Annotated in this window: 19 protein-coding genes and 1 tRNA gene; 13 read left to right on the top strand and 7 right to left on the bottom strand. The window is 57.7% G+C overall.

The genetic code is table 11. The features are described 5' to 3' along the window. Positions 1 to 5: 5 nt before the first annotated feature. Positions 6 to 461, bottom strand: a complete 456-nt coding sequence (locus tag ACZ1JM_RS07175) for a universal stress protein (RefSeq protein ID WP_465134150.1) — start codon at positions 459 to 461, stop codon at positions 6 to 8. 162 nt (positions 462 to 623) lie between these two features. On the opposite strand from ACZ1JM_RS07175, the gene ACZ1JM_RS07170 reads away from it, so the two are divergent. The 4 genes from ACZ1JM_RS07170 to lpdA are packed head-to-tail and all read left to right on the top strand — an operon-like array spanning position 624 to position 4,187. Further along, positions 624 to 1,997: a pyruvate dehydrogenase complex dihydrolipoamide acetyltransferase gene (locus ACZ1JM_RS07170; RefSeq protein WP_465134149.1), complete on the top strand. Its 1,374-nt coding sequence runs from the start codon at positions 624 to 626 to the stop codon at positions 1,995 to 1,997. A gap of 1 nt (position 1,998) precedes the next feature. Further along, complete coding sequence (locus ACZ1JM_RS07165) at positions 1,999 to 2,388, top strand: acyl-CoA thioesterase (protein ID WP_465134148.1); 390 nt, start codon at positions 1,999 to 2,001, stop codon at positions 2,386 to 2,388. A gap of 1 nt (position 2,389) precedes the next feature. After that, entirely contained in the window at positions 2,390 to 2,770 is a 381-nt protein-coding gene (locus ACZ1JM_RS07160; protein WP_465134147.1) for an acyl-CoA thioesterase, read from the top strand. 4 nt (positions 2,771 to 2,774) lie between these two features. Then, a complete protein-coding gene (lpdA, locus tag ACZ1JM_RS07155; protein ID WP_465134146.1) occupies positions 2,775 to 4,187 on the top strand; it encodes a dihydrolipoyl dehydrogenase in 1,413 nt (470 codons plus the stop codon). A gap of 184 nt (positions 4,188 to 4,371) precedes the next feature. Here lpdA and ACZ1JM_RS07150 read toward each other — a convergent pair whose 3' ends face one another. Continuing rightward, positions 4,372 to 4,689 (bottom strand): PilZ domain-containing protein, encoded by a 318-nt coding sequence (locus ACZ1JM_RS07150; protein ID WP_465134145.1) that lies wholly within the window; start codon positions 4,687 to 4,689, stop codon positions 4,372 to 4,374. Positions 4,690 to 4,790: 101 nt separating this feature from the next. Beyond that, positions 4,791 to 4,880: transfer RNA gene (locus ACZ1JM_RS07145), tRNA-Ser, on the bottom strand. Positions 4,881 to 5,114: 234 nt separating this feature from the next. Between ACZ1JM_RS07145 and ACZ1JM_RS07140 the strand changes: the two genes are divergently transcribed. The 9 genes from ACZ1JM_RS07140 (at position 5,115) to mazG (ending at position 14,150) form a co-directional block, all read left to right on the top strand. Then, positions 5,115 to 6,071: a lytic murein transglycosylase gene (locus tag ACZ1JM_RS07140; protein ID WP_465134144.1), complete on the top strand. Its 957-nt coding sequence runs from the start codon at positions 5,115 to 5,117 to the stop codon at positions 6,069 to 6,071. After that, positions 6,055 to 7,071: an SPOR domain-containing protein gene (locus ACZ1JM_RS07135; protein ID WP_465134143.1), complete on the top strand. Its 1,017-nt coding sequence runs from the start codon at positions 6,055 to 6,057 to the stop codon at positions 7,069 to 7,071. The genes ACZ1JM_RS07140 and ACZ1JM_RS07135 overlap by 17 nt, the downstream gene beginning before the upstream one ends. Before the next feature lie 192 nt (positions 7,072 to 7,263). Further along, a complete protein-coding gene (locus ACZ1JM_RS07130; RefSeq protein ID WP_465134142.1) occupies positions 7,264 to 8,328 on the top strand; it encodes a D-alanyl-D-alanine carboxypeptidase family protein in 1,065 nt (354 codons plus the stop codon). After that, positions 8,325 to 8,966: a dTMP kinase gene (gene tmk, locus ACZ1JM_RS07125; protein WP_465134141.1), complete on the top strand. Its 642-nt coding sequence runs from the start codon at positions 8,325 to 8,327 to the stop codon at positions 8,964 to 8,966. Before ACZ1JM_RS07130 ends, tmk begins: the two co-directional genes overlap by 4 nt. After that, positions 8,963 to 9,937 (top strand): AAA family ATPase, encoded by a 975-nt coding sequence (locus ACZ1JM_RS07120; protein WP_465134140.1) that lies wholly within the window; start codon positions 8,963 to 8,965, stop codon positions 9,935 to 9,937. The genes tmk and ACZ1JM_RS07120 overlap by 4 nt, the downstream gene beginning before the upstream one ends. Before the next feature lie 75 nt (positions 9,938 to 10,012). Beyond that, positions 10,013 to 11,572 (top strand): methionine--tRNA ligase, encoded by a 1,560-nt coding sequence (metG, locus tag ACZ1JM_RS07115; RefSeq protein WP_465134139.1) that lies wholly within the window; start codon positions 10,013 to 10,015, stop codon positions 11,570 to 11,572. Beyond that, positions 11,572 to 12,363: a TatD family hydrolase gene (locus ACZ1JM_RS07110; RefSeq protein WP_465134138.1), complete on the top strand. Its 792-nt coding sequence runs from the start codon at positions 11,572 to 11,574 to the stop codon at positions 12,361 to 12,363. The genes metG and ACZ1JM_RS07110 overlap by 1 nt, the downstream gene beginning before the upstream one ends. Then, the gene (locus ACZ1JM_RS07105; RefSeq protein WP_465134137.1) at positions 12,360 to 13,142 is read left to right on the top strand and encodes an MBL fold metallo-hydrolase; all 783 of its coding nucleotides are present in this window, start codon (positions 12,360 to 12,362) and stop codon (positions 13,140 to 13,142) included. The genes ACZ1JM_RS07110 and ACZ1JM_RS07105 overlap by 4 nt, the downstream gene beginning before the upstream one ends. A gap of 264 nt (positions 13,143 to 13,406) precedes the next feature. After that, positions 13,407 to 14,150: a nucleoside triphosphate pyrophosphohydrolase gene (gene mazG / locus ACZ1JM_RS07100; protein WP_465134136.1), complete on the top strand. Its 744-nt coding sequence runs from the start codon at positions 13,407 to 13,409 to the stop codon at positions 14,148 to 14,150. A gap of 11 nt (positions 14,151 to 14,161) precedes the next feature. Here mazG and hflX read toward each other — a convergent pair whose 3' ends face one another. From hflX to ACZ1JM_RS07080, 4 genes are all read right to left on the bottom strand, one after another. Further along, positions 14,162 to 15,553 carry a GTPase HflX gene (hflX, locus tag ACZ1JM_RS07095; protein ID WP_465134135.1) on the bottom strand — a complete coding sequence of 464 codons (1,392 nt, stop codon included), beginning with the start codon at positions 15,551 to 15,553 and terminating at the stop codon, positions 14,162 to 14,164. Between the two features lie 31 nt (positions 15,554 to 15,584). After that, entirely contained in the window at positions 15,585 to 16,175 is a 591-nt protein-coding gene (gene hfq, locus ACZ1JM_RS07090; RefSeq protein WP_465134134.1) for an RNA chaperone Hfq, read from the bottom strand. Positions 16,176 to 16,348: 173 nt separating this feature from the next. Further along, positions 16,349 to 17,752, bottom strand: coding sequence for a nitrogen assimilation response regulator NtrX (gene ntrX / locus ACZ1JM_RS07085; RefSeq protein WP_465134133.1), 1,404 nt, complete (start codon positions 17,750 to 17,752; stop codon positions 16,349 to 16,351). 64 nt (positions 17,753 to 17,816) lie between these two features. Then, positions 17,817 to 19,997, bottom strand: coding sequence for a sensor histidine kinase (locus ACZ1JM_RS07080; protein WP_465135005.1), 2,181 nt, complete (start codon positions 19,995 to 19,997; stop codon positions 17,817 to 17,819). Between the last annotated feature and the right edge of the window lie 39 nt (positions 19,998 to 20,036).

Raw genomic sequence — 20,036 nt, 5'->3', positions numbered from 1 at the left:
TCGGTTTAGCTCAGGCGTTCGATCGCTTCCGAATCCAGCCCGCCGGGCACCACGAATACCGGGCAGGTCATGTGCGCCATGCCCGCCCCGGTGAAGTGCGCCACCATCGGCCCCGGTCCGCCTTCGCGCGCCGCACCGAGGACGAGCGCCGAAACCTCCGGGTGCTCCTCCAGGTATTTGCGAACGATCTTGATGTCTTCTCCGACGTGAACGGAGATGACCGGCATCTTCAAACCTTGCGACAAAAGGTTTCCGGCCGCTGCCGTCACCAGCGTTTCGGCGCGGGCGCGGGCTTCCTCCTCGATCGTGGCCTGAACCCCGGCGAAGGCGTTGAACGGCTGCGGCGGCACCAACGCCAGCAGATGCAGCGTGCCGCCGGTCTTTGCGGCACGGCGCGCAGCAAACTGCAGCGCCACCAGCGCTTCCTCGCTATCGTCGACGATGACCAGATAAATACGCATCGATGTTCCCCTCATCTCGCTTATCGGGCCGTTCGAAGTGCTGTGCAAGCCACCACTGTTGCGAAAAAAGGGACGCTATCCCGCTTGTGCGTCCGCGACAACTTGTCCAAGGAGAAGCCGACCCATATCTCCCCCAGGAAAACAAGGGACGAAATCGCTTCCATGCCCATCGAGATCAAGATGCCCGCCCTGTCTCCCACCATGGAAGAAGGCAAGCTCGCCAAGTGGCTGGTCAAGGAAGGAGACACGGTCTCTTCCGGCGATATCATGGCCGAGATCGAGACTGACAAAGCCACCATGGAGTTCGAGGCCGTCGACGAAGGTGTGATCGGCAAGATCACCGTCGCCGAAGGGACCGAAGGCGTGAAGGTCGGCACCGTGATCGCCATTCTGGCTGAAGAGGGCGAGGATGCCTCGGCAATCGAAGTTCCCGCCAAATCCGATGATGCCAAGGAAGCGCCGGCAAAGGCCGAACCTGCCAAAGACGACGCGGCCAAGGACGACGCGGCCAAGAAGGAAGCGCCCAAGGCCAAGGCATCGAAGGATGACGCCAAGCCTGCCAAGCCGCAGGCTGCTGCGAAGTCGGCTGATTCAACCGACAGCCGGGTTGTCGCTTCGCCGCTTGCCAAGCGGATCGCCAGCGCCAAGGGCGTCGATCTTGAAGGCCTGACAGGTTCGGGCCCGAACGGCCGGATCGTGAAGTCCGATGTCGAAGCCGCGCAGTCCGGAGCTGCCGCCAAAGCTCCCGCAGCATCTGGCGCCCCTGCAGCATCTGCCTCTGCATCGGACCAGGCAGCGACAGTCGACATGGCTGACGAAACGCGGGCGCTGCTTGATGCGCGCATCCCGCATACGGTCGAAAAGCTGTCCGGCATGCGCAAAACGATCGCGCGCCGCCTGACGCAGTCGATGCAGGAAGCGCCGCACATCTACCTCACCGTTGACGTGCGCCTCGACAAGCTGATGGCCCTGCGTGCCGACATCAACACCGCGCTGGAAAAGCAGGGTGTGAAGGTGTCGGTCAACGACATGCTGATCAAGGCGCTGGGTCTAGCCCTGATCGAAGTGCCGGAATGCAACGTCACATTCGCCGGCAACGAACTGATCAAGTATTCGCGGGCCGACATTTCGGTTGCCGTTTCCATCCCCGGTGGATTGATCACGCCGATCGTTCAGGACGCCAATGCGAAGTCGCTGTCTGCCATTGCCAAGGCCACCAAGGATTTGGGGGCGCGGGCCAAGGACGGCAAGCTGAAGCCAGAGGAATACCAGGGCGGCACGGCTTCCATCTCCAACATGGGCATGATGGGGATCAAACAGTTCACCGCAGTCATCAATCCCCCGCAGGCCACCATACTGGCAATTGGTGCAGGCGACAAACGTCCCTGGGTCATGCCAGACGGCGAGCTGGGAGTAGCCACGATCATGACCGCAACAGGCAGTTTCGATCACCGTGCCGTCGATGGCGCCGATGGCGCACGCCTGATGGCCGCCTTCCGCGAATACGTCGAAAATCCGCTGGGCATGGTTGCCTGACGTGGAGGCAGAGGCCGGCGATCTCGTCATCCGGGTTACCGCGATGCCAACCGACCTCAATCCCTACGGCGGCGTGTTCGGCGGTTGGCTGATGAGCCAGCTTGCTCTGGGCGCCGCCTCGCTGGTCACGCGGCGCACCGGGTTCAAGGCGGTTGTCGTTGGCGCGACTGATTTCACCTTTCCCGGCGTCATGGTCGTTGGGGACGAACTCAATGTCTATGCCCGCGTGGCACGGGTAGGGCGCACGTCGATGACCGTCTCCACGCGCGGCTTCGGTCGCGCGCGGGCGAGCGAGGATCAGGTGGAAGTCGCCACAGGCACGTTCACGTTCGTGGCTCTCGGCGCTGATGATCGTCCTCAGCCGCTGGCCGCCCTGGTCGAGGCGGACTGAGATGAGTGAAGGGTATCGCGAGCCTGTCATCCGCACCACTGCCATGCCTGCCGATGCCAACGCCTATGGCGACATCTTCGGAGGCTGGTTGATGAGCCTGATGGACATGGGCGCGGGGCTGATCGCCGCGCGCCATTCCCATGGCCGCGCCGTGACCATCGCCATGGACGGCATGCAGTTTCACAGTCCGGTCAAGGTGGGTGACGAGGTTTCGGTCTACGGCGAACTGCGCAAGGTCGGTCGGTCGTCGATGACCATCGCCATCGACGCCTGGCGTCGCCACCGTCATGAAGAAGAACAAGTGAAAGTCACCGAAGCGGTGTTCACTTTCGTCGCTATCGACGATGCGGGCAGGCCCCGCGCTATCGAACAGGAGAATTGATCCAGTGGCAGATACATACGACGTCATCGTGCTCGGTTCCGGCCCCGGCGGCTATGTTGCGGCGATCCGCTGCGCGCAGCTGGGCCTCAAGACCGCGATCGTGGAACGTGAACTGCTCGGCGGCATTTGCCTCAACTGGGGCTGCATCCCCACCAAGGCGCTGCTGCGCTCAGCCGAAGTGCTGCATCACATGAAGCATGCCAAGGATTATGGGTTGGCGGCAGACAACATCACCGCTGACCTTGACGCCATCGTCAAGCGTTCGCGCGGCGTCGCCAAGCAGCTCAATCAGGGCATCACGCATCTGATGAAGAAGAACAAGATCACCGTCCACATGGGCACCGGCAAAGTTACCGCGCCGGGCAAGCTGGAAGTGACCGGCGAAAAGGGCAGCGAGACGCTTTCGGCCAAGAACATCATCATCGCAACTGGTGCGCGTGCACGCGAGCTGCCGTTTGCCAAGGCTGATGGCAAGCGCATCTGGACCTATCGTCACGCCATGACGCCGACCGAGATGCCGACCAAGCTGCTCGTCATGGGATCGGGCGCGATCGGCATCGAATTCGCCAGCTTCTATAATGACATGGGCGTCGATGTTACCGTCGTCGAAATGCTCGACCGGATCGTGCCCGTCGAAGACAAGGACGTCTCAGCGTTCCTTGAAAAGGCGCTTACCAAGCAGGGCATGACCATTCTCACCGGCGCTGGCGTCGAAGCGATCACGGCCGATGCGAATGGCGTGAAGGCGAAGATCAAGGGCAAGGACGGCAAAGTCGCCGACCATGAATTCAGCCATGTCATCTCGGCAGTCGGCATCGTGCCGAACACCGAGGAACTTGGCCTTGAAAAGCTTGGCGCAAAGCTGGACCGCGGCTTCATCCAGATCGACGATTATGGCCGCACCGGCGTTGCTGGAGTATGGGCGATCGGCGATTGCACGCCGGGGCCATGGCTGGCCCATAAGGCGAGCCACGAAGGCATCACCACCGCCGAATCCATTGCAAAGGAACTGGGCAACAAGGATGTGCATCCCCACCCGCTCGACCGTCGCAACATTCCGGGCTGCACGTATTGCCACCCGCAGATCGCCTCTGTCGGCCTGACCGAAGCAAAGGCCAAGGAAGAGGGCTACGAGGTCAAGGCCGGGACGTTCCCCTTCATCGGCAATGGCAAGGCCATCGCGCTGGGCGAACCGGAAGGTTTCGTGAAGACCGTGTTCGATGCCAAGACCGGCGAACTGCTTGGCGCGCACATGATCGGCGCGGAAGTGACCGAGATGATCCAGGGCTATGTCGTGGGCAAGACCTTGGAGACGACCGAGGCGGAACTGATCAACACCGTGTTCCCGCACCCCACCATCTCGGAAACGATGCACGAGGCGACGCTCGCCGCCTATGGTCGCGCGATCCACATCTGACGCGCGGTATCATTGGCAGACATACGAAAGGGCGGGCCATGCGGTCCGCCCTTTTTCGTGGTGCTTCGGTTTTCCTACTTTTCGATTGCCTGCTATAGTCGGGCAGGACGTTTCAACCCATTAACTGGCGGCGGCCGATCTTCCTTACAAGAAATCTTCCACCGCATGTATTTCATCAACTAAACTACCCGGCCGCCCGAACGATGTGCTCGAACACGGCGATATGCAGCGGGTCGGAGAATTCACATCCCACCGCCCCATCACGCACCCAGCAGATCCGCGCGCTCAAAAGCTGCAGACCCGGGATGCGAATGCGCAGCGGAACCTCGGCCCGGGCATCCGAAAACTTGCTGATCCGAAATCCGCCCGGCGAAAGATCCTCCAACAGAGCCATCTTCCAGGGCCGCGTACCCTGACGGATTTCGCACCGTATCTCCACGCCCACCCGCGTCGAACGCGGCGCGCAGGAATCGGCAGGGGCAGCGGTAGGTTGATCGGGCAATGTAATCTCCATGGCGCTCCGACCGCTTGAGCCAGCAGGTGTTACCATGGCGTTAGCGAGAGCATGGCGCGGATGAAAAATGCTTTCGGAGGGGGAGGAATTGGCGGACAGGGTGGGATTCGAACCCACGGTGAGCTTGCACCCACGGCGGTTTTCAAGACCGCTGCCTTAAACCACTCGGCCACCTGTCCGCTCACCAGCGCGCATAGCCAAATGTGACGCTGGTGCAAGAGGGACATTCAGGATTTACCGCAAACGACCAAGAGGGCGCTGCATGCGGCAACTGTCCACCGTCACGGAGGGGGCGCCATTTGCAACCAAGGCGGTTTATGCGAAGTTCCTCCACGATGACTTTCAGATCGATCATGCGTTCGCTACGATTTCCCTCCATCGCGCTGGCTTTTGTGATGGCTCCCTTGCCAGCCATGCAGGCCTGCGCGCAGACGGAAACGTTTCCGGATTACCTGCAACAAGTGGCTGCGCGTGCCAGAAGCCAAGGTGTAAGTGAAAGTTCGATCAGTAGCGTGCTGGCCGGTCTTACGCCAAACGACCGGGTTATCGCACTGGATACGGCCCAGCCCGGCCGCCAGACCACACCGCCGCCGCTCGCGCCCTATATTGCGCAACACGTTGGCAGTTCGATAGTTGAACGAGGAAGGTTTCGGTACGCGTCGCTGTCCTCTATCACTCCGCAAATCGAACGGCGGTATGGTGTGCCCGCATCCATCCTTTTTGCGATCTGGGGGCATGAGACGAATTTTGGCAGCTACACCGGCGACTTCGACCTTGCGCGATCCTTGGCAACGCTTGCCTGGGAGGGGCGTCGCAGGCAATTGTTCGAAGGTGAGTTGATCGCTCTCATGAAAATGGTCGATCGCGGAGTTCCTCGCTCGCAGCTGAAAGGAAGCTGGGCGGGCGCTTTTGGTTACCCTCAGTTCTTGCCGAGCGTCTATCTCAGGCTTGCAGTGGACGGCGATGGGGATGGCCGCGCCAACATTTTCTCAAGCCCTGCAGATACGCTCGCCTCGATCGCCAATTATTTTCGAGACGCGGGTTGGCGACCGGGTCAGCCTTGGGGTGTTAGGGCGAGCGTACCTAACGGCTTCGACGTTGATTCCTACGCCACCAAGCTGTCTCCGGCGACGTGTGATCGGGTCCACGCTAGGCACTCGCAATGGAAGACGGTTTCGCAATGGCGAGCGCTCGGCGTGTCGGCTCAGGCTCCGATCGCAGACAATGTGCTTACATCGCTGTTTCGGCCTGATGGACCTGGGACACCCGCTTACCTGTTAACCGGTAATTATCGCGTCATCCTGCAGTACAACTGCTCCAACTACTACGCCATGTCCGTGGGATTGCTTGCAGATGAGATTGCCCGATAACCATACTCTGCCGTGTGCGGCGCTGATCCTTTTGACGGTGTCAGTATCGCTGGCTTCGGCGAAGGAAATGCGCCCGGCAGTCGCGCCCGTCACGGGTCCGGCTGCGGATTTTCCGTTGGTCGTAGGGGAGCCATTTACCGTCGACGGAACGGTGTGGACCCCTGTCGATCAGATGAATTACGACGCAGTGGGAGAGGCTTCTATTGGGGCCGGCACCGGCATAACCGGTGCACACAAAACGCTGCCGCTGCCGAGTTATGTCGAGGTAACTTCGATTGATACCGGTCGCACGATCTTGCTTCGTCTGGAACGGCGTGGTCCGAGGACGAATGACGCGTTGATCGAACTGTCGCCAGAGGCAGCTGCACAACTTGGGGCTAGGGCCGCCGGAAAAGCTCCGGTTCGTGTCCGCCGCGTCAATCCGCCTGAGCAGGAAAGAGCGCTGCTGCGAAGCGGGTTGCGCGCTCCGGAACGTATGGAGACACCGGAGGGCTTGCTCAAGGTTTTGCGTCGCAAGCTTGCAGATCAAGCTCCGCTGTTGCCGCCAAACTCGGCTCCTCCGGCAGGTACTCAATCTAAATCAACTGAGGTGTCGGCTCCAGTACGGCAATCTATTCCTCGTGAGGTCACCAAACCAACCAGCAGTGCCGAAAAAAGGGCGAGCCTATTGCCGACCGAGAATGCAAAATCTTCTGGCGGCGAGCCTCCGACGAGCTCTTCTGTAGCAGTGTCCCCCATCACGGCACCAAAGAAGCAAAGTGCAAGCGCGCCGGTAGGCAAGACTACCGACAAGGTCGCTTTGGTAGTCCAGGTAGCATCGTTTTCATCCGAAGAATCTGCTCGAAAAGTTGCAGCACAATTGGGCGCGAAAGCTTCCCGGTCAGGCAAGTTTTGGCGGGTACAGTTGGGGGCATTCAGCAACCGTGTACAAGCTGCCTCGGCGCTGGAGAAGGCGAAGCGCGCAGGCTATAGCGACGCGCGAATCCAGAGCGCGGAGTGAGTTGAGCCTTCCGCAATATCCGGGGCCGACCGGCCGCGCGGGAGAGTACGGGTCTTGAAGTCGTTATTGAAAGTCGCCAAAATTCTTGTTGTGATATCCCTGCCGTGGGCTGCGGCGGGGGCGGCCCCTCCAGCAGTTGAACCTTCGACGCACGCAGCAGTTCTGTCGAAGATCCCTGCGCCACCGGCCGAATTGGCAAAAATTCCGGTCAGTATCCTTGTCGACCTCGGGTCCGGGCAGGTGCTGGTGCAGCGGCATCCGGACACGCCGTTTTTGCCTGCCTCTGTCACCAAGGTAATGACCGCGTATGTGGCGTTCGAGGAAATCGGTGCCGGCCGTCTAAGCATGGACCGGAAGTTTAACGAGCGCCCTGAGACTGAGCGGGAATGGTTCGCAAAGGGTACGAATATGTACCTGACAACGAAGGACTATCCGACAACCCGTGATCTGTTGCACGGTATCATGACCGCATCGGCCAATGACGCATCGATCGTCCTTGGGGAGGGTTACGCAGGCAGCGTCGCCGGATGGACCGCCAAGATGAATGATGCGGCACGTCGACTTGGGATGACACGCAGCCATTACAACACACCGAACGGCTGGATGGACGAAGGCAATACCTACGTCACCGCCAGCGATCTGGTTAAATTGGCTGATGCGATGATCACCCGCTACCCGGATCTGTACCGGGAGTTTTCTGGCCAGAAGCGCTGGCCGTGGCGCGACAGTTTTATGCGCAGTCATGACCCGACCGTCGGGGTCGTGCCCGGAGCGGACGGCATCAAGACGGGCTATACGCGGGAAGCGGGATACAATTTTCTCGGTACGGCCGAGCGCGGAGGACGCAGGCTGGTGATGGTCCTGGCGGGATCACCGCTTCCAAAACTCCGCGACAGCGCGGCGCGCGCGTTGTTGGAATGGGGATTTGCTGCGTGGGATACCCGCCATCTTTTCGACCAAGGCCAGAACATCTCCAGCGCCCGCGTACAGGGCGGCGATGCGCGGTCGGTTCCGATGGTAGCCAACCGGCAGGTCCATGCCACCATCCCAAAGGGAACCAACCCCAAAATCAAACTAGAGGTTCATTATAAAGGACCGATCGTCGCCCCGATTCACAAAGGCCAGCAAGTGGGTGAACTTGAGATCAGCGTGGCTGGCCTGGCTCCCGGTCGAGTGCCGCTTTACGCCGGTCGCGATGTGCGACGGGCAGGGGCCATGGACCGATTGTGGAACGGCTTGGCCAATCTGTTCACATGACATCCGGACGATTTATTGCGCTAGAGGGCGGAGAAGGGGCGGGCAAGTCCACTCAGGCACGCCTGCTCGCCGATGCGCTGAGCGATCGAGGTCTGGACGTGGTCATAACTCGCGAGCCGGGAGGAACGGCTGGGGCGGAGGCCATTCGTTCGATGCTTTTGAACGGTGTCGAAGGAGATGGCGGAACGAGTTGGAACCCGCGTGCTGAGGCACTTCTGTTCGCCGCGGCGCGATCAGATCATGTTCACCGTCTCATCCGGCCTGCCCTGGATCGAGGAGCGTGGGTTATCTGCGACCGATACCTGGATTCCAGCCGGGCCTATCAAGGCAGCGGCGGGGGCGTGTCCGACGACCAAATCATCAAGCTTCATGACATTGGCAGCGAAGGGTTACTGCCCGACCTGACCATACTCATCGAAGTTTCGCCCATGATCGCCCAAGGCCGACTAACTGTGCGGGATGCTGGCATCAGCGACCGGATCGGCGGGCGGGATTGCGAATATCACGCTCGAGTGTCAGCCGCATTCCGGCAATTTGCAGAGGCTGACCCCGCCCGCTTCGTTCGCATTGATGGCGATGGTGATGCGATCACTACCCATAAGTTGATAATGGTCGCGTTGGATTCCCTGCTGTCATGACGTCACCTGCTCCTTTCTTCGGGCAGCACGCTGCGTGGCAGGAGTGGATGATCGCTCTCAACTCAGAACGAATGCACCATGCTTGGCTGCTTGCTGGTGCCAAGGGGTTGGGGAAGCGTGCGTTCGCGCGTGCCGCCGCCGGCGAAATGCTGAGAACGGTCGATGAACCGGCGCCCGATGTTGATACCCATCCTGACATTTCAATCCTCGATCCACTGCCGGCAAACGATGATGAGGCCAAGAAAAAGTCAGATGGTAAGCCATATCAGACAAAACGGAACATAACCGTAGAGCAAGTGCGGCAAATGATACGCCGGCTCGCGACGAAGCCTACGCTGAGTGACAGACGAGCCATCATTGTTGACTCTGCGGACGACCTAGAAAAAGGTGCGGTGAATGCGCTGTTGAAGGTTCTGGAGGAACCGCCGGCAGGAACTTACTTTCTTCTGATTACCGACCATCCTGGCCGCCTGCTGCCTACCATCCGTTCACGCTGCCGGATGGCTCGTTTCGCGTCCTTATCTGCCGATGAACTGGATGAAGTGCTACAGCAGAATGTGTCGCAAGCTGCTCCGGCGGCGCGAGCCGCCGCGATTGCCGCAGCACGTGGATCGCCCGGGATCGCTCTGGACATCGTCGCGCATGAGCTTGCTCCAATACACGAGTTGATGATGCGCACCGTGCAGAGCGGCGATCCGCAGTTCCATCTGCGCGGCTTACTTGCCGAAGAATTAGGGGCGAGACCAACTCGCGATCGCCAGGTAGCTACCCTGGATCTGGCCCGCTCGGTTCTCGTTCAAGCCATTCGGGAAGCATCGAATGATCAGCAGGCAAAAATTATCGAGGCCCATGCAGGTCTGAGCCGACTCTCAACACAGGCAGCGACCTACAACTTCGACGCTGGCTTGCTCATCATGGAGATTGGCGGGTTGCTGGCCTCTGCAGCTATGCCTAGAGAGACGGTTCGCTAGTGTTTTTGAAGGTCCCGATTGGAACGTCCTTCAAACGCTTATTCTGAGTTGCTTATAGAGAGAGCGCGACGCCGCATGGGCGAGCCTTATTATATCACTACCGCCATCAGCTATCCGAATGGCAAGCCTCATATCGGCCATGCATACGAAGCGATCGCGGCCGACGTAATCGCTCGGTTCAAAAAGGCCGAAGGGTTCGATGTCCGGTTTCAAACCGGGACGGACGAGCATGGCCTGAAAATGGCTCAGAAGGCGCGGGAACTTGCCGTCACCCCTTCCGCGTTGGCGACAGAAATGTCTCAACATTTCCGTGATATGTGTGACAAGCTGAACGTCGCATATGATGTCTTCATTCGCACCACCGAACTGCGGCATCATTCTGCTACACAGGTATTATGGAAACGTTTGGAGGCGGCAGGCGATCTTTACCTCGATCGATACGAAGGATGGTACTCGATCCGGGACGAAGCATACTATGATGAGAAAGAACTGACCGCTGATGATGCCGGGGGAAAGCTATCCCCACAGGGCACGCCGGTCGAATGGACGGTCGAGGAAACCTGGTTCTTCCGCCTTTCGAAGTATCAGGATCGATTGCTCGATCTTTATTCGGCAAGCGATTTCATCCGGCCGGAAAGCCGGAAAAATGAGATTGTCCGGTTCGTCGAAGGCGGCCTTCGCGATCTGTCTGTTTCGAGAACCAGTTTCGATTGGGGGATAAAGGTACCGGAATCAGAAAATCATGTGATGTACGTTTGGGTTGACGCGCTGACCAACTATATCACCGGTCTTGGTTTCCCTGAACAATCAGGAGATTATTCGAGATTTTGGCCGGCGGACCTCCATCTTATCGGCAAGGATATTGTTCGTTTTCACACGGTCTATTGGCCTGCATTTCTGATGAGCGCGGGCCTCGAACTGCCCAAGCAAGTTTTCGGGCACGGCTTTCTGCTCAACCGTGGTCAGAAAGAATCGAAGTCGCTGGGTAATGTCACCGATCCTATCGGATTGGCGGACACTTTCGGTGTAGATGCAGTACGCTATTTCCTCATGCGGGAAGTAGCTTTTGGACAAGACGGATCGTGGTCGCCGGAGGCCATCGTGACTAGAGCCAATGCCGAACTTGCGAACAGCTTCGGCAATTTGGCTCAGCGTAGTCTTTCTATGATTTTCAAGAACATGGATGGTGCAATAAAGGCATCTTCGCCAAAGTCGGATGCAGATCTGGCGCTTGAGACTGCGGTACACGAAGGCATTGACGCAATGCGTCGCTCATTTGATGACCTTGCTTTCAGTGATGGGCTCGACGCCTGGATGCGTGCGGTTTTCGCGTGTAATCAGTATGTCGATGAGCAAGCGCCATGGGCGCTCCGCAAATCTGATCCTGCCCGCATGGCATCGGTTCTTATGACCTTGTTTCGGGTCGTGCGGGATCTAGCAATCGCCGTGAGGCCGGTAGTTCCTTCGTCGATGGATTCCTTACTCGACCAGATGGGAGTTGCGCCGGATCAGCGCGATTACACAGCGTTGGCGAATACCGAATGGTTTGATGAGTTGGCATCTTCTGGATATGTTGTCGAGAAGCCAGTAGGCGTATTTCCACGTCTTGAAATGCCCGAGGAAACTTCTGGCTAATGCTGATCGATTCCCACTGTCACCTCGAATACGAAGGCCTGGTCGAGGCGCAGCAGGCGGTTCTCGATCGTGCTCGTGCGGCTGGGATCGGCGGTTTTCTTAACATTTCAACCCGGGAACGGGAGTGGTCACAAGTCGTAAGCACCGCAGAGCGTGAGGCTGATGTCTGGGCGTCCATCGGCATTCATCCCCACGAAGCGGACGGGCATGCTGATCTGGGAGAGGGGACCCTGTTGAGAGCCGCGGGTCATCCGCGCGTCGTCGCGATTGGAGAAACCGGGCTCGACTACTACTATGACAAATCTGATCGCGTTGTTCAGCAGAACCTCTTTCGCACTCACATCTCTGTAGCGCGCCAGACTGGTTTGCCTATAATTATCCACACACGCGAAGCCGAGGAAGACACGGCAGCGATTTTGGAAGATGAGATGAGGCACGGGGCTTTTCCGGCGCTAATCCACTGCTTCACAGCAAGCGCGGATTTCGCTGACCGAGTGCTTGAAATAGGATTGACCATCAGCATCTCGGGCATTGTGACTTTTAAAAATGCAAAAGACCTGCAAGCCGTAGTGGCAACTATTCCCGAAGATCGCCTTTTGCTTGAAACGGACTCGCCGTTTCTGGCGCCATCTCCGCATCGGGGGCGCAAGTGTGAGCCTGCCTACACAGCGGATACGGCCAAATTCATAGCTGAATTGCGTGGCGTTGACTTTGAAACGCTCGCGCAGACAACCACTCGGAATTTCTTCAATCTCTTTCAAAAAGCCTCTTTGCCAGAGGTGGCAAAGTGAAAGTCACCATACTAGGGAGCGGGACGTCCACGGGGGTTCCTCGGCTGGGTGGCGAAGGCGCTAAAGCGGACTGGGGCCTTTGCGATCCTAACGAACCCCGTAATCGCCGTACGCGGGTCGCGATTCTTCTGGAAAGCGACGCGGGTTCGCGGATCCTCGTTGATACGCCAACAGATCTGCGTGCTCAGCTTCTTGAGAACGACATACATCGGTTAGATGCCGTTTTTTGGACTCACGATCATGCCGACCATTGTCATGGCATCGACGATCTGCGACCGCTGCGCTACGGTCGTGCCGGCCCTTTACCAGGATTTGCGGCGTCGGAAACTGTACGCCGTATGCGGCAGAGGTTTGGCTATGTCTTCGCTGGCCAGTTCGGGTACCCGACATTAGTGTCATTGGATAATCTGGACACGGTACGGTTGTGTGAAGGGTTTCGCGTCGGACATACTCAGATGCCGCACGGGCCTGCTGAATCAACCGGGTTCCGGTTCGACGCTGATGGCAAATCAATTGGATACGCCACCGACTTCAGTGAAATTACCCGCAACATGGTCGATCTGTTCTACGGCTGCGATGTGCTTATCGTGGATTGCCTGCGCCGAGAACCACATCCGACCCATGCTCATATGGCGATGTCACTTGAACTTATAGAAGCATGTCGAGCCAAGGCAGCGGTCTTGACCCATCTCGATAAGAGCATGGATTACGTCACTGTCAGCGCGTCGGTTCCGTCAGGAGTATGCGTAGGATATGACGGACTGGTGATCACGCCTTGAACCAGATCGCGGCAATCGTTTCAGTCGGGACCTTGCTTGGTTGGCTTTTTCTCGTCAGCCGAAATTCCAACATTCGTTCATTGCGAACTGCCAAGTTTATAAAGCTTGCTGTGATTTGGGCGATGATCATCGTGGGATTGGTCGTAATAATACAATTGTCCAGATATCATATCAGACCGTGAAGAGATTATTTCTTTACATAATACATATTATCGAACCGGTGCGCCCGTGAGTTCGGGGTCGTTGCAGCGCCTCTTGGAGATAATGGCTCGCTTGCGCGACCCGGTCTGCGGATGTGAGTGGGATCTCAAACAGACATTTGCCACCATTGCTCCTTATACAATCGAGGAAGCGTACGAAGTCACAGAAGCGATCGCGCAAGACGATATGGGGTCGTTATGTGACGAACTGGGAGATCTGCTGTTGCAGGTCGTCTTCCATGCACGGATAGCTGAGGAACTGGGCCACTTTAATTTTTCGGACGTGGCTGCGGCAATCTCTACGAAGATGGAAGCTCGCCACCCTCATATTTTTGGAAGCAATGGGTCTGCTACTCCGCTCGCAGATCAGTGGGAATCCTTGAAGGCGCAGGAGCGTTCAGCGAAAGGCGCCACCAGTGCAGTGGATGGGGTGGCGATAGCCATGCCGGCGCTAATGCGATCTGAGAAATTGCAGAAGCGAGCCGCCCGGGTTGGCTTCGATTGGCCGAGTCCCCGTGGCGCGGCCGATAAAGTGCATGAAGAAATGATCGAACTAGAACAGGCCAGTAAGGCTGATAAGGTCGAGGAAGCCGGAGATCTGCTGTTTGCCGCTGCCAATCTGGTTCGGCTTTATGGCATCGCTCCGGAGGACGCACTGCGCGCCGCGAATGCCAAATTTGAGCGCCGATTTCGCAGCATGGAGATGCTTGCCGAACATGCGGGCGAAGACTTTGCCGCCCTGTCGTTAGATGAGCAAGAAGCGTGGTGGCAGGCCGTCAAACGCGTTGAGAAGAGAGGCGATAGTTAAAGATGCTTTGGTTAGAGTGCGCTAAATCGGCCAAGTTCGCGATCGGAAAGCCGGACTTTGATTCTAAGTTGCGGGCCGTCCGCCCCCTCCCCGGCTCCTTCCTCGGAAACCATTTCTCCGCGTGCATGAAGGAAAGCGAGCCTTTGGCCATCGCCGGCTGAAATCAAAAAGCTGTAGATTTTCGAATCGGCAGTCAGCATCTGGCTGGCGGCGGACAATAGATCGTTGCATCCTTCGCCCGATAAAGCCGACAAGGGTACGATCGTTTCACCATCGCGATGCGCGGCTGCTCGGGCTAGCAACTCCGCCTGCTGTGCATCTAGAAGATCCCATTTGTTCCAGACTTCGATAATTGGGATTTCCCGATCCAGATCATTAGTTTCGTCGTTACGTTCCCATGACAGAAGCTTGTCCTCCTGCGTCTTTTTGGCAGCGCTTTCTTCGGTCGACGTTTGCAGGATTCCCAGATCAGCAAGTACATCAAGCACTTGCTTTTTCTGGGCGTCAGTGTCTGGATTTGCAATGTCCCTGACATGGACAATGACATCCGCCGCGGTGACCTCCTCCAATGTCGCGCGAAAGGCCGCGACGAGTTGGGTAGGCAGATCCGATATAAAGCCCACCGTATCTGAAAGGATCGCCTTTTCCATTCCAGGTAATCGAACCGCCCGCATTGTTGGGTCGAGGGTCGCAAATAGCAAATCCTCTGCCATTACCTGTGCGCCGGTAAGCCGGTTGAACAGAGTAGATTTGCCCGCATTGGTGTAGCCAACAAGGGCGACCACTGGCCAAGGCGCTTTTTCACGACGATCGCGATGAAGGCCGCGTGTGCGACGTACTTGCTCGAGCTCTCGCCGGATCTTGGCCATACGGTCGCGGATCATCCGTCGATCGGCTTCGATCTGTGTTTCACCAGGACCGCCAAGGAACCCAAAACCGCCCCGTTGGCGTTCGAGGTGAGTCCAACTTCGAACCAGGCGGCCTGCTTGATAGTCCAGGTGCGCGAGTTCTACCTGCAAACGACCTTCGGCCGTCGCCGCGCGCTCACCGAAGATTTCGAGGATCAAGCCAGTTCGGTCGATGACTTTCCGCTTCAGCTTTTCTTCCAGGTTCCGTTGCTGGACTGCAGAAAGCGACCCATCTACGATGACTAATTCTGCTTCATTCAGTTGGCATGTTGTAGCAATATTCTGGATTTGGCCTTCGCCAAAAAGCGTGCCCGGTCGAGCGTCCCGAATGACGATGGCCATGGCCTCCACTACTTCGAGACCGATCGCAAGCGCCAAGCCCTTAGCCTCAAGGAGCCTCGCTTCCGGATCGAGATCGGAGCGGCCACGCATTTGTGGGTAAACGACGAGGGCACGCGCGCCGCGCGTGACCTCACCCTGTAATTCATCTGTCAAATCGGTTCAGCTTCAATTCTGGGGTCAGAAGTCAATCTTCTGCCTCTTCATGCGCCTGAAGGTCTACTGGAGTCACGGGCTGAATCGTAGATACCGCGTGTTTGTAGGCCAATTGCACATAGCCTTCGCGTTCCAATAACATGCAAAAGAGGTCATACGCAGCTACTCGCCCTTGGAGCATGACGCCATTGATCAGGAACATAGTGACCTGCACACCAGCGTTGCGGATGCTTGAAAGAAACACGTCCTGCAACACGCGCTGTTTCTTGGCGCTATCCACACCGATGACGAACTGACGCGCATCCACAGGGGTGGACGGCATGATCGTTGAAATCGCGTGCTTGTATACCAGTTGGGATTGACCATCGCGGCGCAACAGGATCGAAAAATTGTCGAACCAAGTAACAATGCCCTGTAGCTTCACGCCCTTCACAAGAAACATTGTTACGGGTGTCTTGTTTTTGCGGAGGAGATTGAGGAACTGGTCCTGAAGGTTTTGACCTTTGCCTGCCGATAGCCCTTTTGACTCTACCGCGGGAACGGCGGAGGGCACGTCGCCTTCGTCAGGTGCATTCGCTGCTACAGAACTCTTTCCGCGAGCCGTCAACGTTCTTCCAGCCATTGTGGTCTCCTTTTTTTTTGGCAGCCGCTTCGCGGTCCGCAATCTGGGCGGCAGGTTCCGCACCGTTATCTATATCAAGCTACTGGTTTGCTGCAGTGCAGTAAACGACCATTTTGTAGCTCGACTATTACAACTTCGACCAGATAGGTGCAAATTTTGCAATCCGAGTTGATTCAAGTCGTTTCTTCGACGTCAGGATCGTCTTCGCGCCTTTCCGACATGCCGAGCAGCTTGAGTTTGCGGTGTAGCGCTGATCGTTCCATTCCAATGAACGCCGCCGTTTTTGAAATGTTGCCGGAAAACCTGCGGATCTGAACGCGCAGATATTCGCGCTCAAAGCTTTCACGCGCTTCTCGCAAAGGCGCGCTCATCATTACAGGCGCTCCCGAATCCCCCCCTCCCCGACTGTTGAATATCTCGGGGGGGAGCATGTCCGCTTCGATGCGATCAAGTTTTTCACGTGGGGCCATAATGACCGTTCGTTCCACCACATTGCGAAGCTGGCGCACATTTCCGGGCCACTCATACGCTTGCAACGCTGTCATCGCCTCGCCCGTGATTTGGGGCGGCATTACACCCTGCTCGCTAGCGTAGCGGGCGAAAAAATGGTCGACGAGAGCTGGGATGTCATCTCGCCGTTCGCGCAGCGCCGGAATCGAGACCGGCACGACGTTCAAACGGTAGAACAGATCTTCGCGGAAGCGGCGTTCTGCAATTTCCTTTTCGAGATCGCGGGACGTTGATGACACGACGCGAACGTCAACGCGTATCTGCCTGGTGCCCCCCACCCGCACGAACGCCTGATCGGTAAGCACCCTTAGAATGCGAGCTTGGGTTGACAGCGGCATGTCTGCCACCTCATCGAAATACAGCGTGCCGCTGTCAGCCGTTTCGAGCAGTCCAGGTCGGATCAACGCCCCGTCCGCTTCTTCGCCGAACAACTCCTGCTCGAACCGCTCCGGCGTAATGCGGGCGGAATTGACGCTGACAAATGCGTTGTCGGCACGAGGGCTCCATGCATGCAACAAACGCGCAGCTACTTCTTTTCCCGATCCTGCCGGGCCGGTAATCAGGAGTCGGCTGCCAGTATTGGCGATGCGTTTCAGGGTAGCACGGACTTGATTGATCGCACCGCTGGAGCCAGTGAACTCCTCCCCACCGGCAAAGCCCTGCCCCTGCTTCAACTGTGCATTTTCGCGTCGTAGGCGCTCAGTTTCGGTAGCGCGACCGACCAGATGCAATAGCTTTTCAGCTTCGAAAGGCTTCTCGATGAAATCGACTGCCCCCCGGCTGATTGCTGCCACTGCCGTGTCGATATTCCCATGGCCCGAGAAGATTATGACCGGTAATTCGGGCTCGCGCGCCTTTATGGCGTCAAGTACTTCAAGGCCATCCATTGGACTACCGTGGAGCCAAACGTCGAGGAGGACCAGTGACGGGCGCCGCGTGTCGACGGCTGCAATTGCGGCCTCGCTATCGCCGGCGGTGCGGCATTCATAACCTTCATCGCTTAACACGCCGGCTACCAGTTCGCGGATGTCGCGCTCGTCATCGACGATCAGGATTTCTAGTGCCATGAGCTATTCTTCTTCGTCTTGGGAAAACTGGAAAGCGAAACTGGGATTAGCGAAGTCTGGGAACTCATGGCGTCGCCTCTGCCTTGCTGCGGCCCTGCTCAAGCGCCACAGGGTCGTGCGCGAAGCGCATCATCACGGTCGTGCCGCCTCCTGAAGCGGCAGTGAAAGTCATCTCGCCGCCGTGCTCCTCGATGATCTTGTTGACGATGGCTAGACCAAGGCCGGTGCCTTTTTCACGTGTCGTCACATACGGTTCGATGATGCGTTCGCGATCCTGCGACAACCCTATGCCGTTATCGGTGACGCGGATTGCGATCGAAAGGTCATCGTCAGCCACTTCCACCGTGATAGTGCCTCGATAATCCTCTCCGGCATCCTTGATTCTAGCCTCGATAGCTTCAACCGCATTCTTCAAGACGTTTGTCATCGCTTGACCGAACTGGTGGCGGTCGCAATCGATGCCGGGGATGTCGCGATCTGCAGAGAACTTGAATGTTATGTCGGGGCGGGCGACTTCCTGCAGGAATAGGGCTTGGCGGGTCAGGGCCACCGGGTCTTCTGATCGGAATACAGGCTTCGGCAGCCGAGCGAACGACGAGAACTCATCCACCATTTTGCGAAGGTCGCCTACCTGACGGATGATAGTACGAGTCAAATCTTCGAACAATTCTGGGTTATCGGTGATCTGTTTCCTATAGCGCCGGCTTAAGCGTTCGGTGGCAAGCTGGATAGGAGTGAGCGGGTTCTTGATTTCGTGGGCGATACGGCGTGCCACGTCCGACCAAGCTGCGGTTCGCTGGTCCAGCAACTGGCGCGTGATGTCTTCAAACGTGATGACATGCCCCGTTGCGTCCCGACTGGTTTTAACGGCTAGTGTTAGCAAATCGCCGCCGCGATTGTATTGAACGATGCCATCGGAAGATCCCTGTTCAACGAGGGCCGCGATAGAAGGCGCCAATTCTGCGATCGTGATGCCCTCAGGCACTTCACCACTCCGGTCTGTCAGCAATTTCTGGGCGGTGCTGTTCATCAGCAGAATACGGCCCTTGTCATCCAGTGACACGATCCCTGATGTCACTGATTCCAGTACGGCTTCAATAAACAGACGGCGTTCGTGAAGCTGCCTGTTCGCCCCCAGCAAAGCCTGGGTCTGCTTTTCGATTTGGCCCGTCATGCGATTGAAAGCACGGTTTAGCAATCCGATCTCATCGGCTCCAGTGCGCCCCTCGATTCGTAAGGCATAATTGCCAGCGCCCACCCTTCGCGCCGCGTCAACGAGTTCATAGATTGGTGCAACCTGTCGGTCAGCAAACCTAAGCGCAAACCATACCGCCAAGCCCACAAGCGCTAGCGACGCTACGAACAAAGCCACGTTGAACCGCAATTGCAATACGCGTGCACGACTGGTCAGCACTTCGTATGCCTGAACGATGTTCTCCGCCCGTTCCCCTTGGCCAAGTGTCAGCAGGTCAGAACTGCGAACCACCAGGAGGTAAACGCCCGAGGAACGGTCGATCGGCGCTGCCGCGACGATGCGGTTGTCCTTGGCTGTCGCGACGTACGGCTCCCCCTTATCCAGACGGCCAAGTACATCTTGGCTAATGCGATTGTTCTCGGATTTGCCATCCGGATCGACGATGATGGGCGTGCGTTGATTACCCTGCCCGTCGATCTGGATAATGGCTGCGACGCTCAAATTCCGGCGTACTACCTGATAAGAGAGGAATGCTTGGAAATCGCGACTAGCGACTGGATATTGAGCCAATGCCTCTCCCGAGTTCTGCGCCATTGCCACCGATTCATAGCCGACGTCCCGTAGGGTTTGCTCGTAGTAGCCCCGTGCCAGCTTGTTGGCGTTTTCCAGCAACCCGCGGGAACTGTCGGAAAACCAGAACTCAACGCCGGATTGGAACAGCCACGACGCGAACACTACGACCAAAAGGGTTGGGACCGCAGCGATAAGCGAGAAGATGAACACCAGTCGCACATGCATGCGTCCTGTGCCGCCAATGCTGTCGGCTGCGCGGCGCAACGCCATGCGGCGGCCAAGCAGTACAAGGATGGCCATGGCAGGCACCAAGGTGCCGATCAGCAAGCTCGCGGTAAGATTGGAGGGGAGCAGTTCGCGTCGATCACTTCCGTCGTTGAGGGCCAGCCATGTGGCTGCAGTCATCAACAGGAAAGCGAATCCAGAAAGTGCCTCGATGACCGCGAAAAAGTTCGCACGCCGGGCGCCAACCTGCATCCTGCGCCACCATCGGGGCCATGCGCGCTTCTGTGGGCG

Source organism: Novosphingobium sp. BL-S-24 (genome assembly GCF_055521575.1).
This window is presented reverse-complemented; position numbering and strand designations above follow the sequence as displayed.